The 20,696-nt window shown below is 37.6% G+C and carries 24 protein-coding genes; 7 read left to right on the top strand and 17 right to left on the bottom strand.

Annotated features, from left to right (window positions below; translation table 11 throughout):
* Window positions 1-40: 40 nt before the first annotated feature.
* The 3 genes from DHW03_RS07000 to DHW03_RS07010 form a co-directional block, all read right to left on the bottom strand.
* Window positions 41-448, bottom strand: coding sequence for a hypothetical protein (locus DHW03_RS07000; protein ID WP_109925067.1), 408 nt, complete (start codon window positions 446-448; stop codon window positions 41-43).
* 57 nt (window positions 449-505) lie between these two features.
* Window positions 506-1,924, bottom strand: a complete 1,419-nt coding sequence (gene rlmD / locus DHW03_RS07005) for a 23S rRNA (uracil(1939)-C(5))-methyltransferase RlmD (RefSeq protein ID WP_109925068.1) — start codon at window positions 1,922-1,924, stop codon at window positions 506-508.
* A gap of 245 nt (window positions 1,925-2,169) precedes the next feature.
* The gene (locus tag DHW03_RS07010) at window positions 2,170-2,280 is read right to left on the bottom strand and encodes a phenylalanyl-tRNA synthetase subunit alpha (protein ID WP_109925069.1); all 111 of its coding nucleotides are present in this window, start codon (window positions 2,278-2,280) and stop codon (window positions 2,170-2,172) included.
* A gap of 203 nt (window positions 2,281-2,483) precedes the next feature.
* On the opposite strand from DHW03_RS07010, the gene DHW03_RS07015 reads away from it, so the two are divergent.
* The 4 genes from DHW03_RS07015 (at window position 2,484) to DHW03_RS07030 (ending at window position 6,749) form a co-directional block, all read left to right on the top strand.
* Window positions 2,484-2,942 carry a DoxX family protein gene (locus DHW03_RS07015; RefSeq protein WP_109925070.1) on the top strand — a complete coding sequence of 153 codons (459 nt, stop codon included), beginning with the start codon at window positions 2,484-2,486 and terminating at the stop codon, window positions 2,940-2,942.
* A 45-nt stretch (window positions 2,943-2,987) separates the two neighbouring features.
* A complete protein-coding gene (locus DHW03_RS07020; RefSeq protein ID WP_109925071.1) occupies window positions 2,988-4,691 on the top strand; it encodes a M28 family peptidase in 1,704 nt (567 codons plus the stop codon).
* 67 nt (window positions 4,692-4,758) lie between these two features.
* Window positions 4,759-6,234: a 1-hydroxycarotenoid 3,4-desaturase CrtD gene (gene crtD / locus DHW03_RS07025; RefSeq protein WP_109925072.1), complete on the top strand. Its 1,476-nt coding sequence runs from the start codon at window positions 4,759-4,761 to the stop codon at window positions 6,232-6,234.
* A gap of 110 nt (window positions 6,235-6,344) precedes the next feature.
* A complete protein-coding gene (locus tag DHW03_RS07030; RefSeq protein WP_109925073.1) occupies window positions 6,345-6,749 on the top strand; it encodes an acyl-CoA thioesterase in 405 nt (134 codons plus the stop codon).
* A gap of 2 nt (window positions 6,750-6,751) precedes the next feature.
* Here the strand turns inward: DHW03_RS07030 and DHW03_RS07035 are convergent, their stop codons facing one another.
* The 5 genes from DHW03_RS07035 to DHW03_RS07055 are packed head-to-tail and all read right to left on the bottom strand — an operon-like array spanning window position 6,752 to window position 10,444.
* Window positions 6,752-7,249 carry a shikimate kinase gene (locus DHW03_RS07035; RefSeq protein WP_109925074.1) on the bottom strand — a complete coding sequence of 166 codons (498 nt, stop codon included), beginning with the start codon at window positions 7,247-7,249 and terminating at the stop codon, window positions 6,752-6,754.
* The gene (locus DHW03_RS07040) at window positions 7,246-7,686 is read right to left on the bottom strand and encodes a DinB family protein (protein WP_109925075.1); all 441 of its coding nucleotides are present in this window, start codon (window positions 7,684-7,686) and stop codon (window positions 7,246-7,248) included. The genes DHW03_RS07035 and DHW03_RS07040 overlap by 4 nt, the downstream gene beginning before the upstream one ends.
* A gap of 1 nt (window position 7,687) precedes the next feature.
* Window positions 7,688-8,743, bottom strand: coding sequence for an ABC transporter permease (locus DHW03_RS07045; RefSeq protein WP_109925076.1), 1,056 nt, complete (start codon window positions 8,741-8,743; stop codon window positions 7,688-7,690).
* Window positions 8,744-9,895, bottom strand: a complete 1,152-nt coding sequence (locus DHW03_RS07050; protein ID WP_109925077.1) for a BT_3928 family protein — start codon at window positions 9,893-9,895, stop codon at window positions 8,744-8,746.
* Window positions 9,896-10,444, bottom strand: a complete 549-nt coding sequence (locus DHW03_RS07055; protein WP_165825379.1) for a DUF1599 domain-containing protein — start codon at window positions 10,442-10,444, stop codon at window positions 9,896-9,898.
* Window positions 10,445-10,543: 99 nt separating this feature from the next.
* On the opposite strand from DHW03_RS07055, the gene folP reads away from it, so the two are divergent.
* Window positions 10,544-11,398: a dihydropteroate synthase gene (gene folP / locus DHW03_RS07060; protein WP_109925078.1), complete on the top strand. Its 855-nt coding sequence runs from the start codon at window positions 10,544-10,546 to the stop codon at window positions 11,396-11,398.
* A gap of 140 nt (window positions 11,399-11,538) precedes the next feature.
* Window positions 11,539-12,330 (top strand): diadenylate cyclase CdaA, encoded by a 792-nt coding sequence (cdaA, locus tag DHW03_RS07065; RefSeq protein ID WP_109925079.1) that lies wholly within the window; start codon window positions 11,539-11,541, stop codon window positions 12,328-12,330.
* An 86-nt stretch (window positions 12,331-12,416) separates the two neighbouring features.
* Here the strand turns inward: cdaA and DHW03_RS07070 are convergent, their stop codons facing one another.
* The 9 genes from DHW03_RS07070 to recJ form a co-directional block, all read right to left on the bottom strand.
* Window positions 12,417-12,827: a BrxA/BrxB family bacilliredoxin gene (locus DHW03_RS07070; RefSeq protein ID WP_109925080.1), complete on the bottom strand. Its 411-nt coding sequence runs from the start codon at window positions 12,825-12,827 to the stop codon at window positions 12,417-12,419.
* A 94-nt stretch (window positions 12,828-12,921) separates the two neighbouring features.
* A complete protein-coding gene (locus tag DHW03_RS19415; protein WP_205940974.1) occupies window positions 12,922-13,401 on the bottom strand; it encodes a CCC motif membrane protein in 480 nt (159 codons plus the stop codon).
* Window positions 13,402-13,408: 7 nt separating this feature from the next.
* Window positions 13,409-13,729, bottom strand: coding sequence for a DUF2752 domain-containing protein (locus DHW03_RS19675; protein WP_109925081.1), 321 nt, complete (start codon window positions 13,727-13,729; stop codon window positions 13,409-13,411).
* Window positions 13,713-14,144 (bottom strand): YkvA family protein, encoded by a 432-nt coding sequence (locus tag DHW03_RS07085; RefSeq protein WP_109925082.1) that lies wholly within the window; start codon window positions 14,142-14,144, stop codon window positions 13,713-13,715. Before DHW03_RS07085 ends, DHW03_RS19675 begins: the two co-directional genes overlap by 17 nt.
* A 17-nt stretch (window positions 14,145-14,161) precedes the next feature.
* A complete protein-coding gene (locus DHW03_RS07090; RefSeq protein ID WP_109925083.1) occupies window positions 14,162-15,049 on the bottom strand; it encodes a YARHG domain-containing protein in 888 nt (295 codons plus the stop codon).
* Window positions 15,049-15,675 (bottom strand): DUF2306 domain-containing protein, encoded by a 627-nt coding sequence (locus DHW03_RS07095; RefSeq protein ID WP_240618490.1) that lies wholly within the window; start codon window positions 15,673-15,675, stop codon window positions 15,049-15,051. The genes DHW03_RS07090 and DHW03_RS07095 overlap by 1 nt, the downstream gene beginning before the upstream one ends.
* Window positions 15,676-15,756: 81 nt before the next feature.
* Window positions 15,757-17,274: a GH3 auxin-responsive promoter family protein gene (locus DHW03_RS07100; protein WP_109925084.1), complete on the bottom strand. Its 1,518-nt coding sequence runs from the start codon at window positions 17,272-17,274 to the stop codon at window positions 15,757-15,759.
* A gap of 15 nt (window positions 17,275-17,289) precedes the next feature.
* Window positions 17,290-18,024 (bottom strand): LPS export ABC transporter ATP-binding protein, encoded by a 735-nt coding sequence (lptB, locus tag DHW03_RS07105; RefSeq protein ID WP_109925085.1) that lies wholly within the window; start codon window positions 18,022-18,024, stop codon window positions 17,290-17,292.
* 126 nt (window positions 18,025-18,150) lie between these two features.
* Entirely contained in the window at window positions 18,151-19,851 is a 1,701-nt protein-coding gene (gene recJ / locus DHW03_RS07110) for a single-stranded-DNA-specific exonuclease RecJ (RefSeq protein WP_109925086.1), read from the bottom strand.
* 52 nt (window positions 19,852-19,903) lie between these two features.
* Here recJ and DHW03_RS07115 point away from each other — a divergent pair, with 52 nt between their 5' ends.
* Entirely contained in the window at window positions 19,904-20,671 is a 768-nt protein-coding gene (locus DHW03_RS07115) for an MBL fold metallo-hydrolase (protein ID WP_109925087.1), read from the top strand.
* Window positions 20,672-20,696: the final 25 nt, after the last annotated feature.

The following is a 20,696-nucleotide window of genomic DNA, read 5'->3' on the forward strand; positions in this document are numbered from 1 at the left end:
TGTAAATCCAAAACAGCATTTTTTTATCACGTAGCTTTCTCTAACCCTTAGTTTTATAGGGGTAATAAATGAAGTTAGCCCCTTCTGGTACGATTACGAAAACACACATAAAATTTTCGGGCTTTTTATAAACTTTTAAGAAAGGCTCATACTTTTCTTTATTGATGATGCCCTTCTCTACAAACTCCTCTAAAGTAGATGCCTGAATGGTCCAGTCGGTGTTCAATTCTTCTTTATTCAAAATAATTTCACCAATACTAACCTCGTGTTGATGTGCGATAAAAATTGGATGGGCAGAAATTCCCTCCACCATAATTTCTATTGCAACTTCTTTAATGGCATCAGCATAAAATTCTAGGTCCTTCTCTAAACTAACCAGCGGACTTTGCTGTTTTTGTGGGACTCCACTATCTTCTGGTGTGGCATTTAATAATTCTTCTCTGTCCATTTTTGTTTAATTTTGAAACATTGAAATGAGATGATTGCAAGTTGAGCAACAACACTCTTAATTCAAGCCCTTCAATTTTAATAAAACTACATTTTCTACGTGTTGCGTATGCGGGAACATATCCACAGGCTTAATGCGCACAACATCATATTTTTCGTTCAACAATTCTAAATCCCGTGCTTGTGTAGCCGCGTTACAGCTTACATAAACGATTTTTTCAGCTTCCGTTTCTAATAATCGCTTAACTACATCGGCATGCATACCTGCCCTCGGTGGATCGGTGATGACCACATCAGGCTTGCCATGTGCAAGGATAAATTCTGAGGTTAAAATATCTTTCATGTCTCCAGCATAAAAGAGGGTATTGTTAATGCCATTTAACGCTGAATTGAATTTAGCATCTTCAATAGCGGTTGGAACATATTCTACACCAACAACTTGTTTAACATCTTTGGCTATAAAATTCGCAATTGTTCCTGCCCCAGTATATAAATCATAAACCAGTTCATCCCCTTTAAACCCAGCAAAATCACGTGTGATTTTATAAAGCTCGAAAGCTTGTTCAGAATTGGTTTGATAGAAGGACTTGACACCTATTTTGAAACGGATACCATCCATTTCCTCGAAAATATGATCGCGACCTGCAAAAGTGATCACTTCCTGATCGAAAATGGTATCATTCTTTTTCTGATTGATGATGTATAAAAGTGAAGTAATTTGCGGAAATTCAGTTTTCAAGTAATCCATCAAATCATCTACTTGTTTTTGCTCTGGATAGGCAAAAATCACTGCCACCATAACTTCACCAGTGGTAGAGGTACGGATAATGAGATTACGCAAAACCCCTTCATGGTTTCTTAAATCATAAAAAGACAATCCATGTTGGAGCGCATACGCACGCACCGAATTTCTAATGGAATTTGAAGGTTCATCTTGCAAATAGCAATGTTCTATATCCAAAATTTTATCAAATCGCAATGGAACATGAAAACCCAAGGCATTCATATCAAAATCTTCATCTCGCTCAACATCAGCGCGTTCCAACCAACGTTTATTGGAAAAGGTAAATTCAAGCTTGTTGCGGTAATATCTGTTCTTTGCCGAGCCAAGAATGGGTTCGGCAGATGTGGTATCGATTTTACCCAAACGCTGTAAGGCGGCTTCGACATTTTTCTGCTTAAATTTTAATTGAGCATCGTAACCCATATGTTGCCACTTACAACCACCACAAGTACCAAAATGTGGACAAAATGGATCGGTTCTTAAATCAGATTTTTCGTGCAGGGTCTCTATTATCGCCTCTGCAAAGTTCTTTTTCTTTTTGGTTAACTTCACATCAACCACATCACCAGGAACGGCTTTATCCACGAAAATAACCAACTCATCGGCTTTACCAACGCCCTTGCCTTCTTCTGCAATATCAATTATTTGTACGTTCGGAATTATGGTGACCGTACCAGATTTTCTTCTACTCATTATGGATCAAAGATAAGCGTTAATGTTGAAAGACTAAAGGGGGAAAGACTAAAGACCAAAGGTGCAAAAGACTAAAGACTAAAGGGGAAAGACCAAAGGGGGAAAGACCGAAGCAGAGAAACCAAAACTTTTGTTTCTTTTGTATCTTTTGTGGTTAATTCGTAAGTTATATTTTGAAAATAATTAGACAATAAATTGTTATGCGAGCAGGGAATGCCCACCAGCTAAAACTTCGATTTTAAAAATTATCTTCCAAAAAATTTAAATGCTGCGCCCCAAAAGCCGTCTAACCAGTTAAAATTTAGGTCAAATTTTTCATCTACTTGTACTGAAAACTCTAATATTTCTTTGCTCATGATAAAAAACCCATCTATTTAAGCAATAATACAAAATTCATACCGAAAACCGAAACGGTATATATTAATTTTACATCAATTGGTGGATTAGATTTTAATATTATTGTGAACTAACAAAAAACCCTGATGTTCAGATTGTTATTGGAATAATAAATTTAAAACTGTAACTTAATATATCAGTTCACATAAAAAGGAGGTTCATCATGAACGTGATCCGTAAAATTGAACATTGGGGAGATGTTCATCATGCAAAATGGCTAGATTTTCTCCGAATTATTCTCGGCCTCATTATTTTCGCAAAAGGTATTTCTTTCATCAGCGATACCTCGGTACTCCAAAATTTAATTACACAAAACAATGTTTTTGGCTTTTCTAGCGTAATGATTACCGTTGGGATTCATTTAGTTGCCTTTGCACATTTGGTTGGTGGGCTATTAATTGTGCTGGGTTTAGTTACCCGATTTGCCGTAGTGATCCAGATCCCAATTCTATTATTCGCTGTTTTCTTCATCAATTTAACACCTGGTTTCTCACTGCCCAATTCAGAATTATGGCTATCGGTGCTAGTTTTGTTTTTACTCATTTTGTTTTGGGTAATAGGCTCAGGTCCGCTTTCGGTTGATGAAGGCCTAAAAAATAAATCTGGAAAGCGATACGATTAAACCAGATTGATTATTCTTAGTATCTTTCGTCATTATATTTTGTAAATGAAAACGAAGATACTTTTTACACTGCTTTTAGCGGGATTGGGGGCTTACGCTCAACACCCAAGCGAACCATATTTCAACTTAACCAGATCTGGTTTTAAGGAGAAAAACGCCTTTCAAACCACGGCATTTGTAGAGCAATATTTTCGTGTTCCGGGCAATACCGGTTTCAATGCTAGTATCCACTTTGTAGAAAACATTTTAAAAAAAGCCGGATTTGTAGAACAGAAGGAAAATGAATCAGCATCGGCCTTAACCTACCGTATTGAGAAGAGGCCAATGAAGAATAACACGTGGGAGCCCGTTCAAGCGAACATCGATATTATTGGCGAATCGACTCCTTTAATTACCTTCAACACCAACCGCAATATGATTCCCATTAATTGCGTTTCTACCCCTGCATCTGGCGTGACGGCAGAAGTGGTTTACATCGAAAAAATTGTGCCCGCTGAGCTCGAAAAAATGGATTTGAAAGGAAAAATCCTATTTTCAGAAAACAACCCAGCAAGATTGCTGGCAATTGCAGTTAAGAGCGGTGCCGTTGGTATTTTAGGTTACTCCATGCCCAAATATACCCAGCCAGAAAAACATCAAACATCTATCCAATTTGGTAGTATGAAAGCCAACAGCGAAGTTTGGACTTTACTCTTATCTTACGCCGCGAAGGAAAAATTAAAAGCCAAGTGCTTAAAAGGAGCAACCAAACTAAAGGTGAATATCGAAACCAAAATTTATCCATCAGAAGAACTTACTATCGTAGCAAACGTGAGAGGTAATCTGAAACCTGATGAACGATTTGTTTTTAGTGCACATGTGCAAGAGCCTGGTGCAAACGACAATGCAAGTGGCGTTGGAACTTTGGCAGAAATGGCCCGCCTCACCGCAGAACTCTATAAATCGAAGAAAATTGTTCCTCAACGTACACTTACGTTTTTATGGGGCGATGAAATTGTTTCGACCAGACGTTACATTACGGAAGATACGCTTCGAGCGAAGGGAATTTTATGGGGCATGAGTTTGGATATGGTTGGAGAAGACACTCAAAAAACTGGAGGGTCTTTTCTAATAGAAAAAATGCCCGATCCTTCCGCAATCTGGACGAGAGGTACCGATAAACACACTGAATGGGGCGCAGGCGATGTTACCGAAAAGGATCTTTTCCCCCATTATTTTAATGATGTTATATTCGATATTTGCAAAGCACAAGGGCAATTTGCCAATTGGGCTGTAAACTATAACCCATTTGAGGGTGGCAGCGACCATACTCCCTTTCTTCAAAATAAAATTCCGGGTTTATTGATGTGGCATTTTACAGATGTTTTTTATCATACCGATAACGACAGACTAGATAAGGTTTCGCCCACTGAAATGAAAAACGTAGGCATTAGCGGTTTAACCGCTGCCTATACGCTAATTTCTGCGAATGAAAACACCGCTTTAGCCACAGTAAGCCAAGTAAAAAACGATGCATTGGTTAGACTTAAAAAAGAATTTGATTTGAGCAAAAAAGCAATAGCAGCAGGGAAACCCGCAACAGAAGAGCAACACATCCTAGAGGTATGGACTAAATGGTATGTAGATGCATTGGCCACCATTGCAACCATGCCCGTTAAAAAGGAAACTTCCAAAGTAAGCTCTGCCATTAAGCTGGCAAGTGCCGAAATTGAAAAGCAAAAAATGAGCTACTTAAGTGATCTGAAATAGTAAACTTGTTTCATTGCCCTGACTTTCGGGATAATTTGAACTCGTTTATTTATCTTATTTTAGCGCCATGCCCAAACCCAAAGCCATAATTATCGGAGCCGGAATTGCTGGAATAGCCGCTGCAATTCGGATGGCAATAAAAGGCTTTGATGTTGATGTGTTTGAATCGAATGCCTATCCTGGCGGGAAGCTTGCAGAAATTAATGCCGAAGGTTTTAGGTTTGATGCAGGCCCAAGTCTTTTCACAATGCCCCAATATGTGGATGAACTTTTTAAATTGGCAGGCAAAAATCCATCTGATTATTTTAAATACGAAAAATTAGATGAGATCTGCAGGTATTTCTATGAAGATGGCCTCGAAATTACAGCAAGCGCCGATTTAAACAAATTTGCGCATGAGGTGGAAACAAAAACGAATTCTACTGCTCAAGAGGTAAACACATTATTAAAAAAAAGTGAAACCATTTATGAAGTAACAAATCGGGTGTTTCTGGAACGCAGTCTTCATAAAATTAAAAGCTATCTCCATTGGGATACGTTAAAATCGGTATTTCGATTTGGCCAGATTGATGCCTTTAGAACCCAAAGCCAAGCTAATCAGGCATTTTTTAAGGATAAAAGAATTGCACAGCTATTCAATCGCTATGCCACTTACAATGGTTCGAACCCTTATCAAGCACCGGCAACGCTAAACGTAATACCACATTTTGAATACCATTTTGGTGCATTTTTGCCGAAAAAGGGCATGTATAGCATCACAACTTCTTTAGTGAAATTGGCGGAAGATTTGGGTGTTCATTTCCATTACAATAAGAAAGTTGCAGAAATCCATTATAAAGCACAGGGCGGAAAACAGCAAGTTGAGGGAATTACCTGTAATGGGGAATTCATAAATGCCAACATTGTCATCTCGAATTTAGACATCTGGTTTACCTACAAAAACCTTTTGAAGAATTTTGCCGCACCAAAAAAACTTTTACAACAAGAACGAAGCAGTTCTGCTTTGATATTTTACTGGGGAATAAAAGGGATTCATCCAGAGTTGGGCTTACATAACATTCTTTTTGCCGAAGATTATAAGGCTGAATTTGACTGTATCTGGAAAGAAAAAAGCATTTATAAGGATCCAACCATTTACGTTAACATTACATCAAAACACATTGAAAATGACGCCCCAGAGGGATGCGAAAATTGGTTCGTAATGATTAACGTACCCGCCAACAACGGGCAAAATTGGGATGCATTGATTGCCCAAGCCAGAAAAGATATTTTGAACAAATTTAATAGGATTTTAAAAAAAGACATCTCTAACGCCATTGTTTTCGAGCAGATTTTAGATCCCAGAAGTATCGAAACTAAAACCGGTTCGTATCAGGGATCTCTGTATGGGAATAGCTCTAATAACCAATTTGCTGCTTTTTTAAGACACGCCAACTTCAGCTCGAAGATAAACAACCTCTACTTTTGCGGCGGAAGTGTACATCCGGGTGGAGGCATTCCACTGGCATTGCTTTCGGCTAAAATCATCGATCAGGATTTTTAAGATTAAAAAGAACCATTTAGTGAGGACTAATCCTTACATCAAACTGAGCAAGTTTGGCTTTAAAAAGAATAAATTTGCTAAATAAGATTATCAACTTATATTTCGATAATATGAATTTTCACACCCGTAAATGGATAAAACCCGAAGACCTTAACCCCAATGGTGGATTATTTGGCGGAAGCCTTTTAAAATGGATTGATGAGGAAGCGGCAATTTATGCAATTGTTCAACTAGAAAATCCAAAAGTTGTAACCAAATATATGTCTGAAATTAATTTTGTAAGCTCTGGTAAACTCGGCGACATTATTGAAATGGGCATCACGGCTACTGCCTTTGGTACAACATCCATCACCATGTGCTGCGAGGTTAGAAATAAAATCACCCGAAAAAGCATTTTAACCATTGATAAGATTGTGTTTGTAAACATCAATGATTATGGCGACCCAACCCCACATGGAAAAACAAAAATTAAATACATTGAAGAGCAATTTGACCAAGAAGACGAAAAATCTTAAGGTTATTGCTGCAATTTACTTTCCAATTGTTCGGCATCTAAATCAAATGCGTTAACCACAACTTTGGCTTGAGTATAAAAAGGATTGCGTTCCAGAAGTTTTACTTTGATAAATTCTAAAAGCTGCTCATCATCCATATTGGCAATTAACGGCCTTTTATGTCTGTTATGCAGTCTCGATACCAATTGCGCGGGCTCCATTTGAAGATAAACTGTTTCTCCGTTTGCATTCATCCATTGCATGTTATCGAAAAAGCAGGGCAAGCCGCCGCCTGTAGCCACCACGCAAGTTTCTGGATAAGGATAGGTTTTAAGCATTTCGCGCTCAAAATTTCTAAATCCATCCTCGCCAAATTCAGCAAAATATTCCGCAATGGTTTTCCCGCTCTTTGAAACAATTTCTGCATCAAGATCAATTACTGGGCAATTTAATCGATGTGCTAATTGTTTTGCCTTTGTGCTTTTACCGCAGCCCATAAAGCCAATTAAGAAAACTTTCATAATTGATGTTCTCGTTTTAAAATAATGTAATCCGTAACGGGTGGGAAAATTTCATCCAGCTTTAAAAGGCTTGCAATTTGCCCCCTGTGGTAAGTGGAATGATTGAATACATGAAACAAAATATCCTGAACCGTATTGGTGTATTCGCCTGTAGCGTTTTTGTAGGTTATTTCCTCGTCCATCGAAATGGTATTCAGAATTTCTGCAAACAAATTAAAGTTTTCTTGGGCAATTTTCTCAAAACAGCCTACTTCTAAGTTTTCCCAAACCCCTTGTTGTACGGGCCTGTCCAAAATTCTATGTGCCCAAACATGTTGTGCATTTAAAACATGGCTAAAAAGCGAAATCGCTTTTGCAGATACCCTTTGATTCTGCTGAAAAATTTCAATCAATTTTCCATCTGCAACTTTGGTATATTGTAAAATTTCCCTGAACATGTTAAGCCAGTTTTACCCTAGGATCTACGTAGGCATATAAAATATCAACCAGAATATTAATAACCACGAATACGAATGCAATGAATAATATGGAGCCCATTACCACCGGAAAGTCAGACATCTCTAAAGCGTTAACCGTTGTTCTACCTAATCCATTGTATCCGAATATATACTCTACAAAAAATGAACCTGCAAGTAAGGAAGCAAACCAACCAGAAATGGCTGTAATTACAGGATTCATAGCATTTTTTAGCGCATGTTTATAGATGATGGCATTTCTACCCAAACCCTTCGCTCGGGCAGTACGGATGTAATCTTGAGCCAAAACATCGAGCATGGCGCTTCTGGTTAATTGAACAATGATGGCCAAAGGTCTCAATCCTAACGTAGTCATAGGTAGCCACAAATTTCTGATCGTTAATATTTCACCGCGAAAAGGATCATAACTGTATAAGCTTCCACTCATTTTTAGTCCGGTATAATTGCTCAAAACAAAGCCGAAAAGCCAAGCAATGATGATTCCAGCAAAAAAAGAGGGTGCGGAGATACCTAAAATAGCAAATGCGTTTGATGCTTTATCAATCCAACTGTCTTTATAAACCGCAGAAATAACCCCTAAAAAAACCCCAATTAAGGTAGCAAATATCATAGCCGTTAGGGCGAGGATAAAGGTATTTGGAACGGTTTCTGAAAGAATAGCAGTAACATCTCTTTTGGTTTGGTAGGAACTTCTTAAGTATGGCCATTTTAAAACTAAGGCCTTGTCATTTAAAGAAATCAGTTTGGCGTAATGGTATTTATTTTGTGTGGTACTATCATCATCCAAAACACTAATTGGCGATAAATCATTCACATACAAAACAAATTGCATAGGCTTAGATTTGTCCAATCCAAACTCTTTACGAACAGCTTCAAGCGACTGTACATCGGCTCTTTGCCCCATCGTCATTCTCGCAGGATCTCCCGGTAAGATATTGAAAAGCACAAAAACAACCAACACCACTCCGGCCATAACCAGCAGTCCGTACAAAAGTTTTTTAAGTGCGTAACCAATCATTTATTTACTAAAATATTTTTTCGATAACTGATCGAAGGTTGGAACGTTATGAAAGTGCCATTTGTTAATCACTACGCCATTTTTGAGTAACATCACCCCTGGATTTGCCCTCACCATACTTTTTAAAGGAACGGCATCTGCGTAAAACACCTCAGAAAAAAGATTATTTTTTTTGATGAAGGCTTCAGCATCTTGAGCGGAATTAGATGTTAATAGCACGCTCCTGATGTTAAACTGCTGGGTTGCATTAAGCGCAAGCGCATTTAAATTTCCAATAACATTTTGGTTGGCATCTTTTAGGCTATAAGCCACAAAAACAAAATTATAATAAGGGTTCTCGATAATCTCTTTTGTATAATCTGTACCCGATGCGTCGGTAATAATTAAATCTTTTATTTTGGGTTCGAAGCCCTTTTTAACCAAACGTTTACTCGGCTCACCTACAATTTCCCAATTGTTATCTCTCCAGATTTCTGTTTTCAGGTACACCTTATCGCTCATGTCTTTTTCTTCCTGAGTTTTTTTATTTTTAAGGTGATACATGATTTCAAACTCATCTGGTTTTTCACCCGGAGGGATAACCATTAAAGATGGAATGTGTGCACCAACCTTGTAAGGAAGAAAATCGATAATTGGCAAAAAGTTATAAGTGTATAGTCCGAAAACTAATGAGACAATTGTTATGGTGATGGCAATGTTTTTTTGCGCTAGGGCGTGATTGGTAAGGGGTTGAATGAAATCTTTCTTGACGAAAATATAAACAATCAATACCAATAAGATTAAATCTTTACCAAATGATTGCCAAGGTGTTAATGGAATCGCATCGCCGAAGCAGCCGCAGCTGGTAACTACTTTAAAGGCCGCTGAGATAAACGTGAGCAGGGTAAAGAAAATGATTAAAACCAACAATCCCCAAGCAACTTTCTTGCTCCAAAAGCCTAATAAAAGCAATGCACCCAGAATAATTTCTAAACTGCAGAGAAAAATGGCAATACCTGTTGCAATGCCGTTAAGAAAATCCATATGGAAAACTTCAAAATATTCTTGAAGTTTATAACCAAAACCTAGCGGATCGTTCGCTTTGATTAAGCCAGAAAAGATAAATAGCGCTCCAACAAAAATTCTTGCAAAGCTTAAAAGTTTATTCCTCATTTATGATTTGACACCTAATTTAATTAATGCAAAAACTGAATAATTCAACATGTCTTGATAATTGGCCTTAACCCCCTCCGAAGCCAGCGTTTGCCCCTCATTATCTTCAATTTGTTTAACTCTAAAAATCTTCATCAAAATCAGATCCGTTAACGAACTGATTCTCATATCTCGCCAAGCTTCTCCATAGTCGTGATTTTTGGCAAACATTAAATCTTTGGTTTCTGAAACCTTCTCTTCAAACTGTTTCTCTACAACTTCGTAGGGTATTTCATGGCTATCGCTATCTGAAAGTTGTAATTGTATCATAGCGATAACGCAATAGTTTACAATACCGATATATTCTGAAGTAATGTTCTCGCCTACTTTGCTCACCTTTTTCTCTTCCAACGTGCGGATGCGTTGTGCTTTGATAAAGATTTGGTCGGTGATGGATCTTAATCGTAAGATACGCCAAGCAGTGCCATAATCTTTGGTTTTTTTCAAAAATAATGATCTGCAAACCGCAATCACTTCATCAAATTCTGTAGAGGTATTTGTTTGTGCCAAAGCCAATAATTATTTAGTTTTTAGTGTATTTTTGTATCGAAAAAACAAAAGCTAAAGATACATTTTTAAAGCGAAACTCAAATCCCGAACGGGTTTATTATGGCAGAAAAAACCTTTTTTGAACCAAAAAAAAGCCTGAATGTTCATGGCAAACTGATTGATTTGAGTCAGCCAAAAGTTATGGGGATTTTAAACATGACCCCAGATTCCTTTTACAGCAACAGCAGAACAAATTCCATTGATCAAGCGCTAAAAAAGACTGAACAATTTTTAAATGAAGGTGCCTCCTTTATAGATATTGGTGGTTACTCCTCCCGACCGGGCGCTACAGACATTTCTGAAGATGAAGAACTGCAAAGGTTACTACCTATTATTGAAAAGCTTGCGCAGGTTTTCCCCGAACTGATGATTTCTGTAGATACTTTTAGAGCTAAAGTTGCTGAAGCAAGTATCCATGCAGGCGCACATTTGATTAATGATATTTCTGCTGGAGATCTTGATGAGGGCATGTTTGAAACGGTTGCTCGCCTGCGCGTGCCCTACATCATCATGCACATGCAGGGCAATCCGCAAAACATGCAACATCAGCCCTTTTACAAAAACATAGTGCTCGATGTAATTGATGATTTAGCTAAAAAGTTGGCCAAATTAAAAGCATTGCACATACACGATGTAATCATCGATCCTGGATTTGGCTTTGGGAAAACGACAGAACACAATTACGAGCTTTTGAATCATTTGGAGGATTTTAAAATCTTTAAACTGCCAGTTTTAGTGGGTGTATCACGAAAAGGAATGATTCATAAGGTATTGGGCACATCTGCAAACGAAGCATTAAACGGAACCACCGTATTGAATACCATCGCCTTGCAAAAAGGAACATCGATTTTGAGGGTGCATGATGTAAAAGAAGCCGTTGAGTGTATAAAACTGATCGCTTGTTTAAATAACTGATGGTTTAATAAAGAAATCAACTACACATTCACTAAATTGTACGGCTTATCCTACTTTGCCAATCGATTTAAGGAATAATAAAGCAAATTCTGGGGTTTAAACTGCAAAGCATTAAACAAACATTTCTTATCTTGCCCTTAATGAAAGGTTTTGATTTCGATTTTTTAAAAATTACAGTTACCGATGTTGTAGATATTGTGCTGGTGGCACTGTTAATCTACTATGTTTACACCTTAATTCGCAATACCCTTGCCGTAAATTTATTGGTGGGCATGTTCATCATCGCAGTATTTTACTGGGTTGTGAAAATGTTGCACATGGAATTGCTAACGGCAATCATAGAAAAATTTATGAGTGTGGGTATTATCGCGCTCATTATCATCTTCCAGCAAGAAATACGCAGGTTTTTACTGTTGATTGGAAAAAATGCCTTTCTCCAAAAAAACAAAGCGTGGTGGGGTTATTTGTTTGGCAGAAAGGAAATAGAAAGAAATAATCTTGCCCGCATAAAGCCGATTATTGATGCTTGTAAAAGCATGAAAAAAACCCGCACTGGGGCTTTAATGGTTTTCGTGAAGTTTTACGATGAGCAGTTTTTTGCCAATAGTTGCGAGGTAGTGGATGCAAAAATCTCAAAGCGATTACTGGAAAGCATATTTCAAAAAAATAGCCCTTTGCATGATGGTGCGGTAGTGATTTCTGAAAACAAAATAAAAAGTGCAAGCTGTATTTTACCTTTAACCGATAACGACAAACTTCCTTCGCAGTTTGGGTTGAGGCATAGGGCGGGGATTGGTGTTTCTGAAACAACTGATGCCGTAGCAGTAATTATTTCGGAAGAAACTGGAGAAATTTCCTATGCCAAACAAGGCAGGGTAAGAATGAATGTTTCTTTTGGAGAGTTGGAGAAGCTGCTTAACAAAGACTTTTAAGCAGGGCTAATCAATAGATTTTGAAGATTACATTGATCTTAATCCTAAAATCTCAATCAATGTAATCTATTTATTGGAATAGTGGCTTAGCAATATTGCTCAAATGCACCAATCAGGTTATCAGCAATCATTTGTGCTGGCCTGCCTTCAATTTGATGACGTTCAATCATATGTACCAACTTACCATCTTTAAATAAGGCCATTGCTGGTGATGATGGAGGGAAAGGCATCATATAATTTCTAGCTTGATCTACAGCTTCTTTTTCCATACCTGCAAAAACAGTAACCAATTTATCAGGATGTTTTTCGTGAGCTGCTGCTGCTCTTGCCGCCGGACGAGCATTTGCTGCTGCACAACCGCATACTGAGTTTACCACAACTAAAACCGTTCCTTCACCTCTTATAGCTTGATCAACCTCTTGTGCGTTTTTTAATTCTTCAAAACCTACGTTGGTTAATTCCTTACGCATTGGTTCAACTAAATATTCTGGATACATTATCGTGTTTTTTTATTTACAATTTGAATGGTACAAAAATAAGAAAATCGAATGGCACAGTGCCATTCGATTTATATTTTAAAGGTAAAATTAATTATTGTAAGCCTTTCTCTCTCAACAACTCTTTCATTGTTTCTGGATCTTTTAATGCTGCCCATCCGAAAATAACAATCATGGCAATTAAACAGATGATGTACAGAAGACTTAAAATTGTTCCAATGATACCGCACACCTTACCTGCTTTAGTATTTTTATAAGATGAGATCGAATATGCGTTTGGATTTAGATTATATTTTTTGATGTCACTACCCGCTAAAACCCAGGCAATAATGCCGAAAATCAGTCCTAATCCATAACAGCAACAAGCTGGAATAGACAATATCCCTAATATCAAAGCTATTGTAGCATTTGGTAAGTTGGGTTGGCCAAAACCGCCAAATTGTTGGAATGGGGGTGCTGGTTGGAATGGTGGTGGTGTACCAGGATTGTTGTACACAGGTTCATTTGCCAGATCTTCTCTTTTGGAAAGATCTATCGGTTCATTTTGTTGAGGGGTTTCTTGTTCTTCAGACATAGTTGATTTAGATCAATTGGTGATTGTATATTTTGTAAATGTAGTTGATTAAGATAATTGATGCAATACCAATAAAAGCGATTTTTATTAAAGATGCCCCAAATTTAAAATCTACTTTGAGGTGTATAATGCTAAATAATACAATTAAAATAAGTGGTACCGTTGCCGGGTAGAGTTTGAAAGAATCTAAAAAATTGCCTCTTAAAAGCGCCAATACAGAACGCTGTAAGCCACAGCCTGGACAATCAATCCCAAAATAAAATTTGAGTGGGCAACTTAATAAATGATGACCCACCCAATCTAAAAAGTTGTTATGCTGGTGATCCATCTACATTTCCCATAATCTTTATCTGGCTATCTTTCCAGGTTTTGTATTTTTCTAAATCTTTAAGTACCTGTTTATAAACCAAATTTAAGATAAAAATATCATCAATAAAACCCAAAACTGGAACAAAATCTGGCACAACATCAATCGGAGAAAGAAAATAAATTAGGCCTCCTAAAATGGCGACGATAGATCCCTTTGGAATTTCAGTATAATCTCCATTTACATAATCTTTGGAGATGGCGAAAAGCATCACCAACTTAGACCACACCCCTTCTAGCTCACCTTTATTGGTAACGGCTTTGCCCAAAGCGTCTTTAATGGTGTTTGCTGCTTTAGTTTTGTCGCCGAGGATAACGTTCGCCCTGCTCTGAGATTTTTTAAAAAAATCCAATATCTTTTGCCTATTCAATTTCATATTTATTGTACAGCAAATTACCGACCAAAAGCGTCGTAATTATCTTCTGCATATTTTACAAAACGATCAATAAGTTTAATGTTTTTGCTTTCTATCGCGGTTAAGTCCTTATCAACATTACTTGCCACAGGCACATACCATTCTACCGGATCAAAAAATTGTCTGTAGGTATTTTTTTTAAATGCATAACCATGCCTTGCAAATATGGTATTCTTGATTATTTGTAAATCTAATTTCCTTAAATTTTTTAAATCCTTTTCTTTCAGAATTGTGGTGGATGCATTTAATTTAAAAATCTGCTCGGATGCACTTCGATAATACGAATTTCCAAGGGTATCAATTGTACCATTTTCGAGCGTATCATATTGCTCAACATTTTTCGAATCATTCCAATCCACATATTCCGATTCGGAAGGCAACATCAAATTTGGGTTGTAAACGAATTGTTTTTTCAGCAATTTGTAGTTTTTGGACGGCCAATGTAAATCCGTTTTATAAGCACTCCATGTTCCTTTTAAAGTATCATGGTCAAACTCCATCACAAAACGGCCATCATACTGGTGTGAACCGGGCTCATCTAAAACTAGCGTAATTCTATTACCATCGCTCGATAATTTACCCAACAACGGGCGACTGTTGCCTGAAACAACGCTTTGAGCGATAACGGTATCTTGGGTAATTTTTTTAATGATGATGTTCAACTTACTTGGTGCATCATCCATATCACCTTCATATTCCGCTGCGTCAGTTTCTAAAAAATCGCCTACCCAAAAGCCATATAATTCCTTATGAATTTCTGTTTGGGCTTTGGATGTTTTGGAATGACTTCCAGATGTAGATTTTTTGGTATTCTTACAAGACAATAAAAAAAGGGAGATTAGAACGATTAAAGTTGTTTTCTTCATTAAATGATTTTTGTTTTGATGAGCCACTCGGCAATTAATAAGTTTGGTATCCAGCCCAACCAAGCAATTATTTGATAAACATCCATTGGTGCTGGATGAAACAAATATACCAAAATTACTTTCCACAGGCGTAAGGTGATTGCAGAAGTTGTTAAGGCAAAGCTTCTGTACATGAACTGTTTATGTAGAATTATATTCTTTTTCAGGATTGATAATACGGCTTTCAGTGTGAAATAAAACCAGAGAATCCCTAAAATAATGAATGAAGTTTTGGCCATCAATCCACCATTTGCGAACCATCCAATATAAATGCCCGATGGTGCGGCGAACAACAACACAACACTAACGTATAAGTAGCCCAAGCTTCGGTGTATTTTGGGAGATTGTTGTAATATCTTGGGATTAAATTGGGTAAACCCCGCTAACAAAACAAAAATGGCGCTATACACATGCGTATAGAAAATCGGCAAATAGGCTTTAATGCCCGAAACCTCGGTTTGTTTAATTTGCAAAAAGGAAGCATCATCATTAAAAGGAATGTACCGCATGGTAATTTGAACCATGAGCACAAAGAAATACGTAAAAAATAACAACCAGATAAGGCTTTTATAGTTTAGGTTTTTCATGGTCTGGTATAAATCTTTTTGATGGCGCTTAGAAATTGGGGATTTTACCTTGCATTCTTAATGATCAATCAGTTAAGAGAGTTAAGAAGCTTTCATCATTTCGAGAATATCATCAATGTATTTGCGCTCATTAGCTAAGCGAGGTACTTTATGCTGTCCGCCCAATTTATCTTTCGCTTTTAGCCAATTGTAAAAAGTATTTGAGGGCGCATTATGCACCTTAGGTCTGCACAAGGCCATATCTTTAAAACGTTTGGCATCATAATCAGAATTTACCTCACGCAAGGTTTTGTCCATCACATCGATAAACTTCTCAAAGTCGTTTGGTTGTTTATCAAACTCGATAATCCACTCGTGCCCACCTGCCTTTTGGCCTTTAAAGTAAATTGGCCCAGCGGTGTAATCTTTAATTTCGGCGCCTGTTTCGGCACAAGCTTTGGCCAGCGCTTGCTCTGCATTATCGATAATTACTTCTTCCCCAAAAGCATTTATAAAATGCTTGGTTCGGCCTGTTATCTTAATTCGGTAAGGAGATAGTGAAGTAAATTGAATGGTATCTCCAATCATGTAGCGCCACAAACCACCATTGGTAGAAATTACAATCGCATAATTCTTATTCAACTCTACCTCGCCTAGTAAAAGTGCTTTAGGATTTTCATCGGCTATATTTTCCATCGGCACAAATTCATAGAAAATGCCGTAATCCAACATCAATAGCATTTCTTCTGAATTGTCTTGATCTTGAATTCCGAAGAAGCCTTCGGATGCATTATAAGTTTCCAAATAATACATATCATTGGATGGTATGAGTTGCTTAAATTGCTCTCTGTAAGGTGCAAAATTTACCGCACCATGAACGTACAGTTCTAAATTGGGCCAAACTTCTAAAAGGTTTTTCTTTCCTGTAATTTCCAGAACTTTCTTTGCCAAAACAATCGTCCATGTGGGTACGCCAGAAATACTGGTTACATTTTCGTGGATGGTGGCTTCGGCCATTCTATCCATTTTAATTTCGTAATTATCCATCAATGCGATTGACATATCTGGAGTACGATAAAACTCGGCCCAAATGGGTAAATTTTTAATCAGCACAGCTGATAAATCACCATAAAAACAATCTTCGTTGAGCTGGTTAACCTGATGACTTCCACCCAACACCAAACCCTTACCTGTAAACATCTGGTTATCAGGCCGATTATTGCAGTAGATAGAGAGCATATCCTTCCCGCCCTTAAAGTGGCATTCTTCTAAAGATTCTTCGGAAACGGGGATAAACTTGCTTCGATCACTCGTAGTGCCAGATGATTTTGCAAACCACTTAATATCAGACGGCCACAGAATGTTTTGTTCTCCGTTAAGCATTCTCTCAATGTAGGGCTTTAGCGTATCGTAGTTTTGAATGGGAATACGTTCTTGATATTGTTGAATGGTTAGGATGGATTTATAATCATACAACCTCCCCCATTCGGTATTTTCAGCGCTATCGATTAAGCTGTGAAACCACTCCTGCTGAACGTCGTGTGGGTATTTCATAAAAAGCTCAATCTGATGAATGCGCTTTTTCATTAACCACGTAAAAATAGAATTTACAAATGCCATACGCTTAAGGGAGAATTAAAAATTCTTACGTTTTAACACGAAGTTAGCACCTAGATAAACTTTTCTAACCATTTCATTTTCGGCCAAAACTTCAGGTACCCCTTGTTCTAAAATTTTTCCTTCAAAAAGCAAATAAGCTCTATCGGTAATGGAAAGGGTTTCTTGTACGTTATGGTCGGTAATTAAAATACCAATATTTTTGTGCTTCAACTTAGCCACAATGCTTTGAATTTCCTCAACCGCGATTGGATCTACGCCAGCAAAGGGTTCATCCAAAAGGATAAAGTTTGGATTTGCAGCTAATGCCCGAGCAATTTCTGTCCTACGACGCTCTCCGCCAGAAAGTAAATCGCCGCGATTTTTGCGTACTTTGTGTAAGCTAAACTCGTTAATCAGCTCTTCTAACTTATCTCGCTGTTCTTCCTTGGTCATGCTGCTCATTTCCAAGATGGCTAAAATGTTATCTTCAACGGTAAGTTTTCTAAATACAGATGCTTCTTGAGCCAAATAACCAATACCTTTCTGTGCCCGGCGATACATCGCATCTTCGGTAATGTCTTCATCCTCTAGGTAAATACGACCTTCATTGGGCTTAATCAAGCCCACAATCATATAAAATGATGTTGTTTTACCTGCTCCATTTGGACCTAATAGCCCAACAATCTCTCCTTGACTTACGTTAAAGGAAACATCATTTACAACAGTACGTTGCTTATATTTTTTAACCAGATTTTCGGCTCTTAAAATCATTCTATTTACAGGTTTTGATTTACGATTTACGTTAAACGCAAATCAAATTTTTATTCATATATCACTCTTAACTGCATCAACGTTCCTCAAGTGAGATATTGAAACGAAGGCAAGCAAGACAATATTTTAATTCACTTTTATGCCTTTGATATTTAATTGCAAGCGCTTTTTATCTCTCCACACATTTTCTTCTATGGTATAACAAACAGAAAACGGAACTTTTGGTTGCAAAAGATTTTCATATTCTGCCAAACCAAAGGCGATGCCCTCAAAAATAGGCGAATTTTGTTGTTTTATGTTAACTTTTAAATGATTTGCCCCAACTACCATAGCATGCTGGGCCAAGTACACGTTATGGGTAACAAAAACTGGCGCCATGTTCTCTGGTCCGAAAGGCCCCATTTGAGCAAGCACACGATGAAATTTTCCATCAATTTGAGCAAGTTCAATTTCTGCATCTATCTTAATCATTGGGGTTAAAAGTTCTTCGGTTATGCTTGCAGATACAATTTCTTCAAATTTTGTTGCTAGTGCCTCTACATTGTGCTGTTGCATGGTTAACCCCGCAGCAAATTTGTGCCCACCGTACTGATCCAATAAATCGGCGCAGCCACTTAACGCTTCATATAAATCGAAGCCCACCACGGATCGGCACGAACCCGCTACTACGCCATTTGATTTGGTAAGCACAATAGTTGGACGATAATATTTTTCAGTTAAACGTGAGGCCACAATACCAATTACGCCTTTATGCCAATTTTCATTAAAAACAACGGTTGTTTTTTTATTTATAAGCACTTCACTCTCTCCAATTAAGGCTAATGCTTCTTTGGTAATGTCCTGATCGTAGGTTTTACGTTCGGTATTTTTCAAGTTTATGGATTCGCTTTGCTCAGCAGAATTTCCATCTACCTGGCAGAGCAACATGGCCACCGCATGTTTTGCATGATCTATTCGCCCCGCGGCATTAATCCGTGGCCCCAAAGTAAACACCACATCAGTAAGTGTATAAGTTTCTTTTTTACCCGACACTTCCATTAAGGCTCGCAAGCCTTCACATGGATTATTATTTAATTTTTTTAAACCATGATAAGCCAGAATTCTGTTTTCTCCAACAACGGGCACAATATCTGCAGCAATACTCACCATTACTAAATCAAGATATTGCAAAAAGGTATCTTTGGGCAAATGATGCTTTTGAGCATAAGCTTGGGCGAGTTTGAAACCAATGCCACAGCCTGCCAATTCTTTAAAAGGGTATTCACAGTCGCTGCGTTTAGGATCTAGCACAGCAACAGCGTTTGGCAAGTTATCGCCCGGTAGGTGGTGATCGCAAATGATAAAATCGATTTCAAATGTATTTGCATAAGCAATTTTATCTATCGATTTTATACCGCAATCTAAAGCAATAACTAATGAAAATTCGTTATCGCGGGCATAATCTATACCCGCTGTTGAAATTCCGTAACCTTCTAAGTATCGATCAGGAATATAATATTCTATGTTTTCGGTAAACTGAGCAAAAAAACTGTATGCCAGTGCTACTGAGGTTGTTCCATCTACATCGTAATCGCCATAAATCAGTATCTTTTCATGAGAAGTTAAGGCTCTTTCAATTCTTTCAATTGCCAAATCCATATCCTTCATTAAAAAAGGATTATGAAGATGATCTAAATTTGGCCTAAAAAAATCCTTTGCTTGATCATAATTGCAAACATTTCTTTGCACCAATATTTTAGCAAGTGAACGATCTATATTGAGTTGGTTAGCTATTGTTGTTATGGTATCATCATTGCAATTTGATGCCTGTACCCATCTTTTTTCCATTATCTTTGTTTCCGAACAGTAAATATACATTTTAATTTTAATCCTCTGCACAGTGCAAGTTCATACCTTATTTGAAGGAACCTATTCTGTTGATGCAACGAAAAAATTTGTTCCTTTTGATTCAACAATTCATAATTTTAAAGACAGGCCAGCTTCTCTTTTTATTAATGTTCAACCTTTTTTGGTGGAGCTAAAAAATGATTTGATTCTATTTGACACTGGCTTGGGCTTTAGCGATGAACAGGGCGAATTAATTTTACATAAAAACATCCGCAATGCGGGATTTGACCCCACAGATGTAAGCAAGGTATTGATGTCGCATTTACATTACGACCATTCGGGGGGTATGATTTATAAACACGCAAACGGCAAGTTAGAACTCAGTTTTCCAGATGCCGAATACGTAATCAATCGTGGAGAATGGGAAACCGCATTTAGCAGTACATCATCTTCTTATCACACCGATATTTTTGAGCACCTGCAACGCAATGCCCAATTGAAATTTATTGAGGGTGATGGAAGTTTGGATGAATCCATAGCTTTCGAATTTACAGGCGCACATTGCCCAAATCATCAAGTATTTTTATTAACCGAAAATAGTCAGAAGGTTTTCTTCGGAGGGGATGTTTTACCAGAACCAGAAGAACTCGTAAAGAACTTTATTGCCAAATACGATTTCGACGGACGTAAAGCAATGGAACTTAGAAAAGAATTTGGCAAAAGGGCTGCCGCAGAAAACTGGGAATGTTTATTTTATCATGGTAAAAGCGCTGCAACTGGGTTCGTAGATGCCGTTGAAGGCGGTTTCAAAATCAGGTAGTATCAAGATAAATTTTTGCGAATAA

Origin of the sequence: Pedobacter yonginensis (assembly GCF_003173595.1) — a bacterium.
GTDB classification, from domain to species: domain Bacteria; phylum Bacteroidota; class Bacteroidia; order Sphingobacteriales; family Sphingobacteriaceae; genus Pedobacter; species Pedobacter yonginense.

What these genes read in the sequence shown, in the direction of transcription:
- DHW03_RS07015 (WP_109925070.1), top strand. Translation starts at nt 2,484, where the DNA reads ATGAACGTGATCCGTAAAATTGAACATTGGGGAGATGTTCATCATGCA.
- DHW03_RS19675 (WP_109925081.1), bottom strand. Translation starts at nt 13,729, where the DNA reads ATGGATCACCAGCATAACAACTTTTTAGATTGGGTGGGTCATCATTTA.
- lptB (WP_109925085.1), bottom strand. Translation starts at nt 18,024, where the DNA reads ATGATTTTAAGAGCCGAAAATCTGGTTAAAAAATATAAGCAACGTACT.
- DHW03_RS07090 (WP_109925083.1), bottom strand. Translation starts at nt 15,049, where the DNA reads ATGAAGAAAACAACTTTAATCGTTCTAATCTCCCTTTTTTTATTGTCT.
- DHW03_RS07010 (WP_109925069.1), bottom strand. Translation starts at nt 2,280, where the DNA reads ATGAGCAAAGAAATATTAGAGTTTTCAGTACAAGTAGATGAAAAATTT.
- DHW03_RS07100 (WP_109925084.1), bottom strand. Translation starts at nt 17,274, where the DNA reads ATGGCATTTGTAAATTCTATTTTTACGTGGTTAATGAAAAAGCGCATT.
- DHW03_RS07020 (WP_109925071.1), top strand. Translation starts at nt 2,988, where the DNA reads ATGAAAACGAAGATACTTTTTACACTGCTTTTAGCGGGATTGGGGGCT.
- DHW03_RS07050 (WP_109925077.1), bottom strand. Translation starts at nt 9,895, where the DNA reads ATGAGGAATAAACTTTTAAGCTTTGCAAGAATTTTTGTTGGAGCGCTA.
- DHW03_RS07040 (WP_109925075.1), bottom strand. Translation starts at nt 7,686, where the DNA reads ATGTTCAGGGAAATTTTACAATATACCAAAGTTGCAGATGGAAAATTG.
- rlmD (WP_109925068.1), bottom strand. Translation starts at nt 1,924, where the DNA reads ATGAGTAGAAGAAAATCTGGTACGGTCACCATAATTCCGAACGTACAA.
- DHW03_RS19415 (WP_205940974.1), bottom strand. Translation starts at nt 13,401, where the DNA reads ATGTCTGAAGAACAAGAAACCCCTCAACAAAATGAACCGATAGATCTT.
- folP (WP_109925078.1), top strand. Translation starts at nt 10,544, where the DNA reads ATGGCAGAAAAAACCTTTTTTGAACCAAAAAAAAGCCTGAATGTTCAT.
- DHW03_RS07035 (WP_109925074.1), bottom strand. Translation starts at nt 7,249, where the DNA reads ATGAAAGTTTTCTTAATTGGCTTTATGGGCTGCGGTAAAAGCACAAAG.
- crtD (WP_109925072.1), top strand. Translation starts at nt 4,759, where the DNA reads ATGCCCAAACCCAAAGCCATAATTATCGGAGCCGGAATTGCTGGAATA.
- recJ (WP_109925086.1), bottom strand. Translation starts at nt 19,851, where the DNA reads ATGGAAAAAAGATGGGTACAGGCATCAAATTGCAATGATGATACCATA.
- DHW03_RS07045 (WP_109925076.1), bottom strand. Translation starts at nt 8,743, where the DNA reads ATGATTGGTTACGCACTTAAAAAACTTTTGTACGGACTGCTGGTTATG.
- cdaA (WP_109925079.1), top strand. Translation starts at nt 11,539, where the DNA reads ATGAAAGGTTTTGATTTCGATTTTTTAAAAATTACAGTTACCGATGTT.
- DHW03_RS07085 (WP_109925082.1), bottom strand. Translation starts at nt 14,144, where the DNA reads ATGAAATTGAATAGGCAAAAGATATTGGATTTTTTTAAAAAATCTCAG.
- DHW03_RS07070 (WP_109925080.1), bottom strand. Translation starts at nt 12,827, where the DNA reads ATGTATCCAGAATATTTAGTTGAACCAATGCGTAAGGAATTAACCAAC.
- DHW03_RS07000 (WP_109925067.1), bottom strand. Translation starts at nt 448, where the DNA reads ATGGACAGAGAAGAATTATTAAATGCCACACCAGAAGATAGTGGAGTC.
- DHW03_RS07030 (WP_109925073.1), top strand. Translation starts at nt 6,345, where the DNA reads ATGAATTTTCACACCCGTAAATGGATAAAACCCGAAGACCTTAACCCC.
- DHW03_RS07095 (WP_240618490.1), bottom strand. Translation starts at nt 15,675, where the DNA reads ATGAAAAACCTAAACTATAAAAGCCTTATCTGGTTGTTATTTTTTACG.